The organism is Larkinella humicola, assembly GCF_008727875.1.
Classification (GTDB): Bacteria; Bacteroidota; Bacteroidia; order Cytophagales; family Spirosomataceae; genus Larkinella; species Larkinella humicola.
This window is the reverse complement of the sequence record NZ_VTWS01000003.1, coordinates 845564-861214: the sequence shown is the minus strand read 5'-3', so window position 1 is coordinate 861214 and position 15651 is coordinate 845564. Positions and strand designations below refer to the sequence as shown.

The following is a 15651-nucleotide window of genomic DNA, read 5'->3' as shown; positions in this document are numbered from 1 at the left end:
TCAGCGCAATGGGCGACCAATCCGGGTTTCCAGGCGGGGTTTGTCAGCGATGGCGGCACTTTGTTCCAGAGCCTGCCAGGTTTCGTACAAGCCTTTGATGAGGTGGTAACACCCTTTTTCGGGAGTCGCTTTCACCGTCGACACCGGCTCCCCTTTTCGATCGAGGATGCCGAACCATTCCTTGTTTAGCTTGTCCGGGAAGTGTAACCAGGTATAGTCGTGAACCTTCCGAAACCATTTCAGGCAATCATTTTGCCGCGTGCGGACATACCCTTTCGAAAAAACCGCCAGGGCTTCGGAGTGAATCCACCACAGTTTCCGGTCCCATTCACTGGATACGCTGGGTCGTTCTTTCAAATCGGCATACTGAAAAAAACCGCCGGCCGGTTCATCCCAGCAAATATCGGCCAGGTGAAGTGCCATCTGCATGGCTTGCTGGGCCAGTCGCCGGTTGCCGGTCAGATCGGCGGCATCCAGCAGGTAATTCGCGGTTTCAAATCCGTAGCCGCCGTGGAGCCGCCGACCGGTTGCACTGTCGTAAAAAGAACCGCCCGGCAGCACATGCTCTCGTAAAACCGTGATGCGTTTGTCGAAAAACTCGTTTTGAATTTCGCTCAAAACCGCTTCATACGCCTGTTTATAGAACTCCGGGTCCAGCAACGAACGGGTTTCCAGCAAGGCTTTCAGGAGCAGCATCGGTTCGCCCAGGTGTTTAAACTCCCGGAAACCGCCCAGCTGACTCTCCCATTGTTCGCGTTGCTCCAGACGATGGGTAGCCACAGAGAAAATGGTTTGCCGGGCGATAGTCGCAAATTTTGCGTCTTTGGTCGCCACGTACAACTGCGCAAACGCCATGGCGGCCGAGCAATCCGATTCGATGGTCGCGGCTGGTGTCACGGCCCTTCCCCGCCGATCGACTACGCCCAGCCAGCGGTTTTCTTGCTGCCCGTGGTTCAGCAAAAAATCGGCACCGTGCCGGGCCAGATCAAGCCACAACGGAATGGCATCGACCTGGTTGTATAAAAAAGCAAAGGCCCAGATTTGTTGCGCCTGAAGTTTGATGACTTTGTCGGTGTCGAAAGCTTCTCCCTGATCGGTAAGTGCATTAAAGTACCCTCCGCAGAGCGTATCGCGGCTGTTTTTGGTCCAAAAAGGGATGATCGTTCGGAAAAGGCTTTCCTGGTACTGAGCAGCCAGTTTACTGAAATCCATTCAAAATATCTGCATTCATTGGCATTCCCGAAACTATAAGAAAATCGGAGTAAATGGAAATTAAACCGATTGAACGCGTACTTTCGTCCGTTTTGATGGGAACGCGGATTCAACGGATGAGACGGATTTGCGCGAATTGAAATCCGTTTTGATCTGTTCGATCCGTTTAATCGGTGTTCCCATCAGTAGTCTCATTAACCGTATCAGTATGGATGCTTTACAGGAACGATTTAAACAAATAACTACCTTCATTTTCGATGTCGACGGGGTGATGACGGACGGCAGTGTGAACGCCCTGGAGTCGGGGGAACAATTCCGGACGTTCAATATCCGCGACGGGTATGCCATCGAGCGGGCCGTAAATGCCGGCTACCGGGTAGCTGTCCTTTCCGCCGGAAATCAGGTGGGCGTTCGAAAGCGGCTGGAATTCCTGAAAATCAAGGATATCTTCATGGGCAGCCCCACGGAACAAAAAATCTATGCCTACCTGGGGTATTTGAACCGCGACCAGATCAACGAAGCCGAAGTGTTGTATATGGGCGACGACATTCCGGATTTTCAGGTGCTTTCGCGCCCTAATCTGTTCAGCACTTGTCCGGCCGATGCCGCCGATGAAATCAAAGCCGTTTGTGATTACATCTCGCCCGTGCCAGGTGGTCGTGGGGCGGTTCGCGATGTGATTGAGCAGGTGATGAAAGCGCAGGGCAAATGGCTGTCGTGGCTGACGGATGTGGAACCGTTCAAACTGCACAACGAGCGGTGATCAAGACGACACCACAGCAATACCTGACAGGTTTTCAAAACCTGTCAGGTATTGCTGTGGTGTTACCAATTCCCGATCAGTTCGTTAAATTCTTCCAGTAAGAACAATGTCCGTTTGCCCGGTTTTCCGTCGGCAATCGTCAACTCGCCAATCTGAACGATGGGCAATACTTTTTTGGTCGAACTGGTCGTAAAGGCTTCGTCAGCGTCGTAAAGATCGGAGAGCAAAACCGGGCGCTCTTCCACCTGAAAATCGTTCTGTGCCAGGTTCATGACCGTTCGGCGGGTGATGCCGTGCAGAATATGCCGGTTGGGCGTAATGAGTCGGTCGCCTTTGAAGATGAAGAAGTTGCTGCGGCTGAGCTCGCTGATTTCGCCGTTTTTGTGGTACAACACATCCGACGCCCGTGCCGACCGGATGGCTTGGGCGAGCAGAATGACGCGCTTGTAATCCGTACTTTTCACTTCGGCCATCTCGCGGACGTAGTCGTCCAGAATTACCTTGATGCCCTCTTCAAACTGGCTGAGTGGGGTGGGATGGATTTCCTCTGTAATTATCACCAGATTGGGATTGACCACGCTGATGCTGTCGGAGCTGTAACCGCCCGTCATCACGAAGCGTATAGCAACATCCGGCAGACTGCTTTTATCGACCAGTTCCATCACCACCCGGTAGGCTTCCTCCTTCTGAATCGGAACCGGCAAGTGCATTTTGGTGGCTGAATTCGCGAAACGCTCCCAATACCAGTCCCACTGAAACGGGCGTCCGTTGTAGGTACGGAAATAATCGAACAACCCGAAGCCGCGCAGCAAGCCGAGGTCTGTGATGCCGAAAGCGATTTGCTCGACGGGGAGAATGGAGCCGTTGAAATAGCCGTACATGTGCAGTGATACCAAAATTTCAACCTGTCAGGTCTACAAGACCTGACAGGTTACCAATCCTAAACCAGTTTCTTGTACTTAATCCGTTTCGGCGTAGCATCTCCACCCAGCCGTTTTTTGCGGTTTTCTTCGTATTCGGAGAAGTTGCCTTCAAACCAGTAGACCTGCGAATCGCCTTCAAACGCCAGAATGTGCGTGGCCACGCGGTCGAGGAACCAGCGGTCGTGGGAAATGACGACGGCGCAACCGGCGAAGTTTTCCAGCCCTTCTTCCAACGCCCGCAGCGTGTTGATGTCCAGGTCGTTGGTCGGCTCATCGAGCAGCAGCAAATTGGCGCCTTCTTTCAGCATCATGGCCAGGTGAACGCGGTTGCGCTCCCCGCCCGACAGATTGGCAATTTTCTTCTCCTGATCGGAACCGGTGAAGTTGAACCGGCTGACGTAGGCGCGGGCATTCACTTGCTTGCCGCCCAGAATCACCCATTCGTTGCCGCCCGCGATGGTCTGAAAAACCGTCTTGTCGCCTTCCAGCCCGTCGTGTTCCTGATCGACGTATGCCCACTTCACGGTTTCGCCCACTTCGAACGTGCCGTTTTGGGGTTTCTCTTTCCCGGTGATGAGTTTAAACAGGGTCGTTTTCCCAGCACCGTTCGGGCCAATAATACCGACAATACCGCCTTGTGGCAACTGAAAATCCAGGTGTTCGAACAGCAGCCGGTCGCCAAACGCTTTGGCAACGTCGTGCGCTTCAATGACCTTGGAACCCAGTCGCGGACCAGCCGGAATAAAGATTTCCAGTTTGTCTTCCTTCTGGCGGTTGTCTTCACTCAGCAGCTTTTCGTAGGCACCCAACCGCGCTTTCGACTTGGCCTGACGGGCTTTGGGAGCCATCCGGACCCATTCCAGTTCGCGCTGCAAGGTCTTTTGGCGCTTCGATTCCTGCTTTTCTTCTTTGGCTAAGCGGGTTTGCTTCTGATCGAGCCACGATGAATAATTGCCTTTCCAGGGAATGCCTTCGCCCCGGTCCAGCTCCAGAATCCAGCCGGCGACGTTATCCAGAAAATACCGGTCGTGCGTTACGGCGATGACCGTTCCGGCATACTGGCGCAAGTGTTCTTCGAGCCACAGCACCGATTCAGCGTCGAGGTGGTTGGTCGGTTCATCCAGCAGCAAGACATCGGGTTGTTGGAGCAACAGGCGGCAGAGGGCCACCCGGCGTTTTTCCCCGCCCGATAAATTCGCCACTTTCGCATCGGAAGGCGGGCAACGAAGGGCGTCCATGGCTTTTTCGAGCCGGTTATCCAGTTCCCAGGCATTCAGGTGGTCGAGTTTCTCCTGCACCTCGCCCTGTCTGGCAATTAGCTTGTCAAAATCAGCATCGGGATCGCCAAACGCTTCATTGATCTGATCGAATTCTTTCAGCAGATCCACCGTTTCCTGCACGCCTTCTTCGACGATTTCCTTCACGGTTTTGGTTGGATCGAGCTTCGGTTCCTGCTCCAACATGCCCACTGAATAGCCCGGCGAAAACACAACGTCGCCCTGAAAGTTCTTGTCAATACCGGCAATGATGCGCAATAGCGTCGATTTCCCGGAGCCGTTCAAGCCTAAAACACCAATTTTTGCACCGTAAAAAAAGGAAAGGTAGATATTCTTTAGGATTTGTCGGTTTGGCGGAATAATTTTACTGACACCCGCCATGGAAAAAATGATCGTTTCCTGACTCATTGGTTTGGTTACTTTTTTAGGTGGCAAATATCAACAATTAAACCCATAGCTTAGTCTTAAAGAGTAAAATAATGGAACAAGCTCAATTGGTAGACGAATACGGTTACGTCAAAGACGGAAAGGTATTCTTATCGAGCTACCTCAGCTATCCGGACCGACAAATCGGTGAAGTGAAACGCACAGAACAGGAAGCGCTCGATTATTTCAAAAATAGGTTTACAATTGCCGAAAACAAAGTAAACCAGTTAGAGCAGGAAGTTGAGGAGGCCCAGAACAAAGGGTCGTACCTGACGAAACTCGTTCAACTGCGAAAAAAATTACTGAGTTTCGACGCAATTGGAAATTTCATTCCGCTGCTGAACCGGCTCGACGAACAGGAACAGGTCCTGGTCGAACTGATTCGGACGAACCAGCTCAAAAATCTTGAAATCAAGCACGCTCTGCTGGCAGAAGCCGAACAGGTCGCCGACAGTACGGAATGGCGCGAAACGGCGGAGAAGTTACAGGAGATTAAGCTAAAGTGGATAAAAACCGGGCCGGTCGATAAAGAACTGGACGAAACCATCGAGACGCGTTTTAGCGATACCCTCGATGGCTTTTTTCAGCGTCGGCGCGAATTCTTCAATGAACAGAATAAGGTGATTCAGGAGCGCATGGATCGCTACGATAACCTGATCTGGCAGGCCGAACGGGCCGTTCGGAGCATCTATGAAGCCGACCGCAGCCGCCCCTTCAAACGCGACGGCCTGGAAGGCGAAGCCCTCGAACGGGCTAATGTCGCCGAAGAACGGTACATGAAAGTGCTGACGGAAGCCTATCACCTCGTTCGGAATCTGAACAACGACTGGAAAGAGGTGGGCGAAGTGCCGATCAAAAAATCCGGAAAAATTCTCAAAAAATACCGTCGGGCCACCAAAACCATCTTCGACCGCTACAACCTGGCGCGCGGAATCCAACCGAAAGTTCGGATCGACCCACGTGTGGAGCAGCAAATGAAAATGGCTGACGAAGCCGAAAAACTGGCGAAACAATCAAACATTCCGGCGGCTGCCGATCGGGCGAAAGAACTGCTGAATCAGTGGAAAGAAATCAAGATTCCGTTCAAACTGGTCGATAAGGCGGTTTCGGAGCGGTTCCGGTCTTCGTGTGACAAGATTTTCGAATTGAATTATCTGGAACGTGTCATCAGCCGCAAATACCCGGCCTTCGAACTCAAAAGCCGCTCGGAGCAACTCCGGACGAAAGTTCGGGAACTGGAGTATCTGGTTCGTCGCGAAAAAAGCGATCTGGCCATGTCGATGAGCAGCATGGACACGATGGGGCGTCCCGGTAATGAGGACGTAGACAAGATGATGATGAGCAAGATGAACACGCAAAAAAGGAAGATTGCCATGAAGGAACAGATACTGACGGAGTTCAATAAAGAACTGAGTCAATATTGAGGTAGAATAGAGAAGTTAGAGAAAAGACAAGAGAGTAAAGAAAACCGCACTGGAATTCTTTACTCTCTTGTCTTTTAGTAGTATTACCGTCTTTGTTCTCTTGTCTTTTCTCTCTTGTCTATCACGGTTTCCGGCGCTTTAACGCCAGATCGTGAGCGGTGTCGTAATACGAGCGGAGGTTAGTCCAGTCGAAGACTTCGGCAATGTTTTCAACCCGGTTGCGCTGCGTAATCCGGTCGCGTTGTGAAAGCCGGACAAAGCGGAACAGGATGTTGGCCAGTTGATCGGCTGCTTCGTTGAACGTTTGCGTTTTCCGGTTGACGACATAAATGCCCCGGTTTTCGTAATCCCGCATGATCTGCATGATGAAATCGCCAAAACCGGACAGGTCGCTGGTGACGGTCGGAATGCCCCGGACCACGCATTCCAGGGGCGTATACCCCCAGGGTTCGTAATAGCTCGGAAAAACGCCCAGGTGACAACCCCGCACAAACTGGCCATAATCAAGCCCAAACAGCGGATTGGTCGAGGAAATGAAGTCAGGGTGATACACGACTTTTACGCGGTCGTGGGCATTGTTGACCAATTGCACCTGCCGGATAAACCGCACCATGTCATCTTCTTCAACCAGATCGTGGGTCACAAAAGGCGGCAGTTGCTTGGTCTTGAAGCTCTGGATGGTTCGCCGGAGCCGGAGCCGCCAGTATTCATCCACAAACTGATTCAAGTCGGGCAAATTGATGTCTTCGCCGGAAGCGGCATTCAAAAATAACTTATCACCGAGTTGATTTTCAATGGCTTTACAAGTTTCCTGAATCTCGTCCAGCAGTGCCCGGCTGTGCAACACGTCGGGGTTGATGGACTTGAAGGGTTGCTTGGTAATCATGAACATAACGACGGTCATGTCCATATTGGCCTCGCGCATTTTCCAGTTCAGCCGGGCGAGCGCTTCGAGCGTTATATCGTACCCTTTGTTGCTGAACTCAAACCGGCCTGAGGTGAAAAAATACAGGGTCTTTTCCAGATCGAACGAATAACTCTGGAAGAAGTGGCCCATGATAAACTCATGAATCCGTTCCTTGAACTTGACGTGCAGATTCTGGAATTCATGAACCGCCGTAAACCGGACGATATTCAATCCGTTGGGCAGAATCAGGTCGGGAACGCGGCCCAGAAACACTTCACACTCGCGGGCGGTAACGTCGCTGACGGTCGTGAAAACGTGGGAAAGCTGCGCCGAAAGCCGCTCGATGGTTGCCTGAGCCTCGATATTGTAGTGTTTGGCTTCGCGCTGCCAGTCGAAAAACGGCAGTTTGCCGTAAAAACCGGATTCATTCTGGGCCAGATAACGACCGAGCATGGTGGCGTGGGTGGTGAAAACCGTAGCCACCTTCACATTGTCTTTCCGCAGATCCGGCAAACCGCTGCTGGCCATCCACTCGTGAAAATGAACCACAATATCGACGTGCTTAGCACTTTCAGCGGCCAGTTCGGTCAGGAAAATGCGCACCAGTTCACCAAAACCAACCACCTGATTGACCAGGTCCTCGACGCCCAGCGTCGAAATCTGGTGACGCTCCCAAAGCTGGTATTTTACCTGCTCAATGGCCGGTCCCAGACTTGCAATGCCAAAAAGAACCACGCGCGGCTTGCCCGTGATGAGCCAGTGGCCATATTGAACGTCCAGCCCCCGCGAGCGCATGTTCAGCACAACGCGACCGATTTCAGTGCCGTCGTCGTGCGTAATCGGTTCAAATTCAACGGCGGCCCGTTGTGGAAAATACGGGCCCAGCAGGATGTAATCAGTATCCCATTTCTCGACCATCGAAGGCACCTTCGACCGGATGACGGTATAAATACCACCGACCTGGTTGCAAACTTCCCAGGCCACTTCAATCAGTAATTTTCGCTTAGATGCAGAGAACATCGATTCCAATGCCATACAATTTGTTAGGGTGGCTAGCCTGCCTTATTCAGTCGGGAAAGGCGATTCGCGAGGTGATTTTACTACTTTTACACTAACTTTCAAATTATCAATTCGTTCATGTCAATCGAAACACGTCACATTCTGTTAATGGACGGCCCCGATAGCACGGGACTCATTCACCGCGTCACCGGCGTACTGGCGCATTACAATCTGAATATCATCCGAAACGACGAATACGTAAGCCCCGACCGGCAGTTTTTCATGCGTACCGAGTTCGAAGGTAATTATGATTCATCTGCTTTGTCTGATAACTTACAACAAACGCTACCACCGGGCATCAATCTCCGTATTAATCCCAAAAAAAAGAAAAATATTATTGTTTTTGTTACAAAAGAGCATCATTGTTTGGCCGAATTGCTGATCCGGTATGCTTTTGATGAACTCGATGCCGATATTCTGGCGGTGGTCAGCAACTACAATACGCTCCAGCCGCTGGTCAGTAAGTTCGGTATTCCGTTTCATTATGTTACGCACGAGCACAAAACCCGGGAAGAACACGAGGAGGCCATTACCCGAACCTTGTCGATTTATGAACCGGAATACATTGTGCTGGCCAAATACATGCGGGTGTTGACGCCGACGTTTGTAAAAAAATTTCCGAACCGGATTGTCAACATTCACCACTCGTTTTTGCCGGCCTTCATGGGAGCTAACCCATACCGGCAGGCGTATGAACGGGGGGTCAAAATCATTGGAGCCACCGCCCACTTCGTGAACAATGATTTGGATGAAGGACCGATTATTGCCCAAAATATCAAGGAGGTCGACCACCGGCACACGGCGGCCGACATGTCTACGGAAGGAAAAGACGTGGAAAAAATCGTGTTGTCGCAGGCGCTAAAACTGGTTTTCAACGACCGCGTCTTCATTCACCAGAATCGGACGATCATTCTGTAGGGTCGAACAGTGTGCCGTCGATGGGTGTTTAGGTATAACCGGCTATTTCGCCGGTTTCGATTGCTCAACGATCTGTCTGTAAAAGCATGGCGAGGTTTTCTCACTGGATAAAAATAGGAGCCGCTCTGGCTGGCGTTCTGCTGGTGGTGGGCTTGCTGATTCCGCTTTTGCTGACAACCGTCTACAAAGAAAAAGTCATTCTGGCCGTTCGCAATGAATTTGCCAGCCATTCCGAACAGCGTCTGGCCGATTTCGGCGTAAATTTTTCATTGCTCAGCCACTTTCCGAATCTGGCCATTCAACTCAACGATGTGTCGATTCACGATAACCAGGGGCCAAAACCGATGGAAATTGTGGGCGTCGATCAGGCCAATCTGGTGATCCGGCTCACCGATATTTTCCGGGAAAGCCGGACGGTGAAGAAGATCTTGCTCAAAGGCGTTCGGTATCACCAGCGCGTTGATTCGACCGGACAAAAAACCGGGCTGGTCTGGAAAGCCGAAACCCGGCCGGACACCAGCCACACGCATTCGATTGCCATTCCCGAAATCCGGATCGAAGACGCTGCGGTGGTCGTTGAAAATGAGTACAAAAAGAATGCATTTTCGATGACCATCCGGAATGCCGATCTGAGTGGACACCTCAACCAGCCGACGCTGCAATTGCAGGGAACCGTCGAGGGCGCCATCGACTTCATTAAAAACCGGAACCTGATGCTGTTTCGGGCGCAGGCTTTCACGGCCAATGTCCGGTATGAATACAATCCGACGACCAAAACCGGGACGTTCAGCCAAAGCCAGCTTCTGGTCAACGGTTCGCCCATTCATCTGACGGGCAGCCACCGAAAACTCCCCGAAAACCAGGGCATGGATTTGAACATCGGCCTGAACGGCCTGCAACCGGCTCACGAGTTTCTGGCAGCTTTGTTGCCCGACTCGCTCAAACGGTATGCCGGTGATGCCGCCATGAAAGGGAAAGTCGCTTTCCGGTTTCGAATGAGCGGACAAAGCAGCACGACGGTGCGGCCCCACAACGACATCAGCTTTCAGCTTCAGGCCCAAAATTACCACTGGCCCAAAACACCGGTGGTTTTTCAAACCGTGCAGGTGCGGGGAAACTGGAACAATGGGGCTAAAAACGCCCGTGAAACCACTAAACTGACGCTTCAGCAGTTTCGGGTTCAGTCGGGCGACGATACGCTGGTGGTACGCGGCACGCTGGCCAATCTGGTATCGCCGGTTGCCGATGCCACCATTCAGGGAAACTTGTCGCTGCAACAACTGGCACAACTGATGAACTGGCCCGGCGACTCGCTCTACTCCGGGACAGCCGCCATCGATCTGACCGTTCGCAGCCCGCTGCTGTATTCGAATGTAATCAAACCCTCTCCCAATGAACCCTTCTGGAAAGGAACCCTTCGCGTGAAAGACGGGTGTCTTCATTTTCCAAAACCGTCGGGTCGGTGTACGGCACTCAATGCGGATATTCATTTTATTCCGGAAAATAACATGCTCCGGCTTCGGGAAGTGGTGGGAAAACTGGATGGCCGGGTTTTTAAAATCAACGGCGAAGTGACCAATTTGCTCCGGTATGCCCTGGGCGGCAACCGGACTACCTACCCGGTTCGGACCAAACTGGCCGCGCACTGGCAGGAACTGGATTTCTCGAAACCGCTGCCTCCGCCAACCCGGCGGGCGGCTCCCCCCAAAATACCGACTTCAACGGATAGCTTGCTGGCCGGGCTTTTGTTCGGCGCCGAGTACTCGGCCGTCATTCGGATTGACCGCATCCGATTGCCGTCCCGGGAAGATTTGAGCGATATGTCGTTTGTGGTTAACAAGAAGGGAGAACAGGTGCGCGTTCCGCAGCTTCGTTGCCGGACTACCCTGGGCGGATCGATCGCGGGGCTGGGTCACTTTCAATTGACTCCGGACGGCATTCAGGAGCCGTATGCGGCTTTAAGTCTGTCCTACGAACGGCTGGATCTGCAACGGCTGGTGGGGCTGCTGGCAGGTTTAAACAGCATGCAGGCAACGTATAAGCGCCCTGCTTCGCAGCAAAAAAAATCCGCGTTGAACGATTACCAGTTCGATGTGGAGGTGAAAGCCCGCAAGCTGGATTACCAAACGCTGAAAGGTGATGACTTTGGTCTGAAAACCGTCATCAAAGACGAAACCGCGCAACTGGAACGGCTTACGATGAATGTTTTTGGCGGGCGGCTGGGTTCTCACGGTCTGATGAAACTGGGGCGTCCCGAAGGGTTTCCGGTAACGCTCAATGTAACGCTCCAGAAGATGGATTTGCACCAGCTTTTCCGGGCCGCTGAGGAAATGAGAATCGATGTGCTGAAGAGCGAGAACATCCGGGGCAATGTGGATTGCGCCATGACGCTCCGGACGGAATTAAACAACGATTTTTTGCCGGATATCAAGAAAATAACCGCCTATACCAGGGCGTCGATCCGGCAAATGGAACTCATCGAAGTCCAGCCCATTCAGCAAGCCCTGCGATTTTTGCCGAAAGCCAAGACGAGCCACATCTATTTTGAAGACGTGGAAGCCCAGTTTTTGCTGCACGACAACCGGATTCTGATGCCGGATCTGAATCTGTCCAGCAACCTGTCGTATCTGCATTTGAACGGCGATTACACGCTCAACAAGAAAGCCGCTTTTCTGGTGGAAATTAGTCTGACAGATTTAATCTTTGGCAATAACAAACGACGCATTCGGCAAATCCAGGAACCGGATTCAACCCGAACCTCCCGGGGCCTGAAAAACCATTTGCTGTTGCAGCGCGATCTCGGAAAATACCGCATGAAAATGTTTGGCCGAAGAGATTTTGAAGCCCAGAAGCAAACCCTCCGTTCGGAATGGCAGGAAGAATTGAGCCGCCACAAAATTGACACTACCTTTGCCCGATGAAGCGACGTTTGAAGGGTAATCGTGAGCGTGCCAGCGCCATAATCCGGGCGGTTTCTTACTTTTTTCCGGTTGTCTGGCTGGTGTTCGAAACGGTTTCGCCAGCACGGGCCCAAAGCCTCCTGGGTCGTGGGCTGGACTCGACGTACGTAAAGACGTTCCCCGGAAAACTGACGGGGCGGCTGTATCTTTCCCAAAAATACACCTCGTTTGTTCTGTCAACCCCGGTTATTCCGAGTCCTACGCTGCGTTTCAAGCCCAATTCGTCGCTGGACCTGGGCATTGGTGCCACCTTCAACGCTCTGACGCTAAACCTGGCTTACGGTCTTTCGTTTCTAAACAACAACGGGAAAGGAAAAACCCGCGACATTGACCTGCAAACGCATCTGTACATGCGAAAATGGGTCGTCGACGGATTCGGGCAATTTTACGAAGGGTACTACCTCGCCCCCCGGGGCAACGCGTCGCCTGGTCCCGATCAGTATTACCTGCGCCCCGATCTGGGCATTTATTTGGTGGGCGCATCGATTCGGCGGGTTTTTAATTTTCGGCGGTTTTCGTTTCGGGCGGCTTTGGTGCAAAATGAGTGGCAGAAAAAGTCGGCAGGCACATTTCTGGCCGGTTTCCAGTTGTATTATGGCATTATGCGGGGTGACAGTGCGCTGTATCCTACCGTTCTGCGACCGGTTTTCCCGGAGTCCGACGTGCGTCGGATGCGGTTTCTCAAATTTGGCCCCGGTGGGGGCTATGCCTACACGTACGTCTATCGGCAACACTGGTTTGCCACGGGTTCGCTGACGACCAATTTGAACGCCACCTTTAGTAAGGAGACCTTCGGAGCGGGCAAACTGACCTACAGCACACTGCGTCCGGATCTCCTTTTCAGGATCGTTGCGGGCTACAACAGCAATTTGTGGTGTGTAACGCTCGGCTGGGTCAACGGCTCGGTGTCGGTCATAACGCCCATTTACAATTACACCATCCATACCGGCAACTACCGGCTCACCGTTGCCCATCGCTTTAAAACCAATCCCCGGTTGCGAAAAATCGTGCCGGAGACCATCAAAATCTGATGATTTGGCAAAAAAACGCTTCGCAACAATAATCCGCGCCGAAGTCGAAGATTGGCAAGAATATGTTCTGTAAATTATTATCTTTCGAGTCGTAATAATCCTAAGCTTATTTCTTCCCTGCTTACAGTTGCCGTCATGCAAAAATTACAGACTCTCGATTACGTTGTTTTCTTCATTTATTTCATCATTGTAGCGTCGTACGGCTACTGGATTTACCAACGAAAAAAGACCAAAGAAACCTCCTCCACCGATTTTTTCCTGGCCGAAGGGTCACTTACCTGGTGGGCCATCGGGTCGTCACTGATTGCTTCCAACATTTCGGCGGAGCAGTTCATCGGTGCTTCCGGTGACGGTTTTGCGATGGGGTTGGCCATTGCCACCTACGAATGGATGGCGGCCGCTACGCTGATCGTGGTCGCCGTTTTTTTTATGCCGATTTACCTCAAGAACCGGATTTTTACGATGCCGCAATTCCTGACCAAACGGTATAACAACACCGTCGCGATGATCATGGCCATTTTCTGGCTGTTTCTTTACATCCTGGTCAACCTGACGTCGATTCTGTTTTTGGGCGCATTGGCGGTTTCCACCATTTCAGGACTCAATTTTACATTCTGTATGTTCGCTCTGGCCGTTTTTGCGGTCATCATCACGCTGGGCGGCATGAAAGTGATTGGTTATACGGACGTAATTCAGGTGTTTTTTCTCATTCTGGGCGGGCTGGCCACCACCTATCTGGCGGTCAATCTGGTCTCGTCGGAAAACGGTACCACGGGCATTCTCAACGGCTTTAATCACATGCTGGCGAAATCCGAAGACCATTTTCACATGATCTTTCCGAAGGGTCACCCGCATTACGCGTCGCTGCCCGGTCTGACGGTACTGATCGGCGGGATGTGGATTGTGAACCTGAACTACTGGGGCTGTAACCAGTACATCACGCAACGGGCGCTGGGAGCCGATTTGAAAACCGCCCGGGAAGGTATTCTGTTTGCGGCATTTCTGAAACTCCTGATGCCGATTATCGTGGTTTTGCCGGGGATTGCCGCCTACACACTGTATCAACAGGGCTTGTTTCAACAGGAAATGCTCGATGTTACGGGGGAGGTAAATAAAGATCATGCCTATCCGGTTTTGCTCAATTTGCTGCCCGCCGGTCTGAAAGGTCTTTCATTTGCCGCGCTGACGGCTGCGGTCGTGGCATCGCTGGCCGGGAAAGCCAACTCGATTTCGACCATTTTTACGCTCGATATTTTCAAGAAATACATTGCACCGGATGCCAGTGAGAAGAAACTGGTTCGGGTGGGTCGAATCGCCATCTGGGTGTCGATGCTGATGGCCATTTTCATTTCGCCGTTTATGGGAATCGATAAAAAAGGCGGTTTTCAATTTATTCAGGAAATGACGGGGCTGGTGTCGCCGGGCGTTTTTGCCGCCTTTATCATGGGTTTCTTCTGGAAAAAAACCAACTCGTCCGGGGCCTTGTTCGCCATTGTTGGCGGGTTCCTGTTGTCGCTGTTTTTCAAATACATGCTGCCCGGTCTGGTAGATCTGCAATTTCTGGCCCCAACCGGTTTTGCTGTTCCGAACCCGGATGGCATCTACACCATTCCGTTTCTCGACACGATGGGCTTTGTCTTCCTGATCTGTGTCGCTGTGATGATCGTGCTTGGTTTGCAAAAGCCCAGTGACAAAGGGCTGGAGATTGACAGCAGCATGTTCAAAACCTCTTCCAGCTTCGCCATCGGAGCCGCCATTGTTCTGGTGCTTATCGTACTTTTATACGGGTATTTCTGGTAAAAAGAGAAATTATTACACAGAGGGAATCAGAGATTATCAGAGTTAAACAGAGTATTTCTCTGATAATCTCTGATTCCCTCTGATAAACTCTGTGTAATAACTCAAACCGCGTCAACCACCGCCCGGACGACTTCACGGCTCGTACTGAGCCATTCGTATTCGCTCATGGCTACCGAAGCCATCGGCACGTTGGGGTTACGGTATTCCATGCCGCTATCCATCACCTTTTTTCCAGTCAGGTGGAGCGCGTGGACGCCTGTGGCAGCCAGTTGCGCGGCATTGGTGGCTGTCACGCCCGCTCCGGCCATAATTTCAATCCGATCGTCTGCCTGTTGAACCAACTGCCGGAGAAGCGGAATACCGGCTTCTGCGCTGGCTTGCTGCCCCGAAGTCAGAATCCGTTTGGCACCCGTTCGGATGACGGCTTCCAGGGCTTCTTCCGGATCGCGCGTCAGGTCGAACGCCCGGTGAAACGTCACCGCTAAGGGGTGGGCTACCTGAATGAGTTCGGCGGTTTTTTCTTCATCGACCGTACCGTCGGCCTTCAACAGGCCCAGCACCACGCCATCGGCACCGGCTTGCTTCGCGGCTTCAATATCCCGGCGCATCACCGCCAGTTCGGTGTCGTTGTATAAGAAATCGCCCCCACGGGGACGTATCATGACGTAAAGGGCAATCGTTACCTGCTGGCGGGCCAATTCGATCAGGCCGTAGCTCGGCGTGGTGCCGCCCTCCCCGGCTCCCCCACACAACTCGATCCGGGTGGCACCGTTGGCCTGCGCAATCAGGCAGGACTCCAGAGAAAACGCGCAAATTTCAATGTTCATTGATTAAGAGACGGTTAGAAAAAGAAGAAGTTTGACGAAAGAATACAAACATTTTTAGCCGTGAATCCGTTAAATGGCCTGAATAGCATTCCGAACGTTTCTGAAAGAATTTTCGGGGACATGT

Annotated in this window: 11 protein-coding genes; 6 read left to right on the top strand and 5 right to left on the bottom strand. The window is 52.0% G+C overall.

Annotation, left to right across the window (positions count from 1 at the left end; genetic code table 11):
• On the bottom strand, window positions 1-1212 hold the full coding sequence (locus F0P93_RS15670) for an AGE family epimerase/isomerase (protein WP_150877443.1): 1212 nt from the start codon (window positions 1210-1212) through the stop codon (window positions 1-3).
• Window positions 1213-1420: 208 nt separating this feature from the next.
• Between F0P93_RS15670 and F0P93_RS15665 the strand changes: the two genes are divergently transcribed.
• The gene (locus tag F0P93_RS15665) at window positions 1421-1975 is read left to right on the top strand and encodes a KdsC family phosphatase (protein WP_150877441.1); all 555 of its coding nucleotides are present in this window, start codon (window positions 1421-1423) and stop codon (window positions 1973-1975) included.
• Between the two features lie 62 nt (window positions 1976-2037).
• Here the strand turns inward: F0P93_RS15665 and F0P93_RS15660 are convergent, their stop codons facing one another.
• On the bottom strand, window positions 2038-2856 hold the full coding sequence (locus F0P93_RS15660; protein WP_374756773.1) for an aminotransferase class IV: 819 nt from the start codon (window positions 2854-2856) through the stop codon (window positions 2038-2040).
• A 59-nt stretch (window positions 2857-2915) separates the two neighbouring features.
• A complete protein-coding gene (gene ettA, locus F0P93_RS15655; protein ID WP_150877439.1) occupies window positions 2916-4583 on the bottom strand; it encodes an energy-dependent translational throttle protein EttA in 1668 nt (555 codons plus the stop codon).
• Between the two features lie 71 nt (window positions 4584-4654).
• Between ettA and F0P93_RS15650 the strand changes: the two genes are divergently transcribed.
• A complete protein-coding gene (locus F0P93_RS15650; RefSeq protein WP_150877437.1) occupies window positions 4655-6025 on the top strand; it encodes a DUF349 domain-containing protein in 1371 nt (456 codons plus the stop codon).
• Window positions 6026-6146: 121 nt separating this feature from the next.
• On the opposite strand, the gene F0P93_RS15645 is transcribed toward F0P93_RS15650, so the two are convergent.
• On the bottom strand, window positions 6147-7961 hold the full coding sequence (locus F0P93_RS15645; protein WP_150877589.1) for a glycosyltransferase: 1815 nt from the start codon (window positions 7959-7961) through the stop codon (window positions 6147-6149).
• Window positions 7962-8069: 108 nt separating this feature from the next.
• Here F0P93_RS15645 and purU point away from each other — a divergent pair, with 108 nt between their 5' ends.
• The 4 genes from purU to F0P93_RS15625 all read left to right on the top strand — a co-directional run bounded on the left by purU (window position 8070) and on the right by F0P93_RS15625 (window position 14700).
• Window positions 8070-8909: a formyltetrahydrofolate deformylase gene (gene purU / locus F0P93_RS15640; protein ID WP_150877435.1), complete on the top strand. Its 840-nt coding sequence runs from the start codon at window positions 8070-8072 to the stop codon at window positions 8907-8909.
• A gap of 86 nt (window positions 8910-8995) precedes the next feature.
• Window positions 8996-11830 carry an AsmA family protein gene (locus F0P93_RS15635; RefSeq protein WP_150877433.1) on the top strand — a complete coding sequence of 945 codons (2835 nt, stop codon included), beginning with the start codon at window positions 8996-8998 and terminating at the stop codon, window positions 11828-11830.
• Window positions 11827-12900, top strand: a complete 1074-nt coding sequence (locus F0P93_RS15630; RefSeq protein WP_150877431.1) for a DUF4421 domain-containing protein — start codon at window positions 11827-11829, stop codon at window positions 12898-12900. The genes F0P93_RS15635 and F0P93_RS15630 overlap by 4 nt, the downstream gene beginning before the upstream one ends.
• Window positions 12901-13035: 135 nt before the next feature.
• Entirely contained in the window at window positions 13036-14700 is a 1665-nt protein-coding gene (locus F0P93_RS15625; protein WP_150877429.1) for a sodium/sugar symporter, read from the top strand.
• A 101-nt stretch (window positions 14701-14801) separates the two neighbouring features.
• On the opposite strand, the gene F0P93_RS15620 is transcribed toward F0P93_RS15625, so the two are convergent.
• Window positions 14802-15527 (bottom strand): copper homeostasis protein CutC, encoded by a 726-nt coding sequence (locus F0P93_RS15620; RefSeq protein WP_150877427.1) that lies wholly within the window; start codon window positions 15525-15527, stop codon window positions 14802-14804.
• Between the last annotated feature and the right edge of the window lie 124 nt (window positions 15528-15651).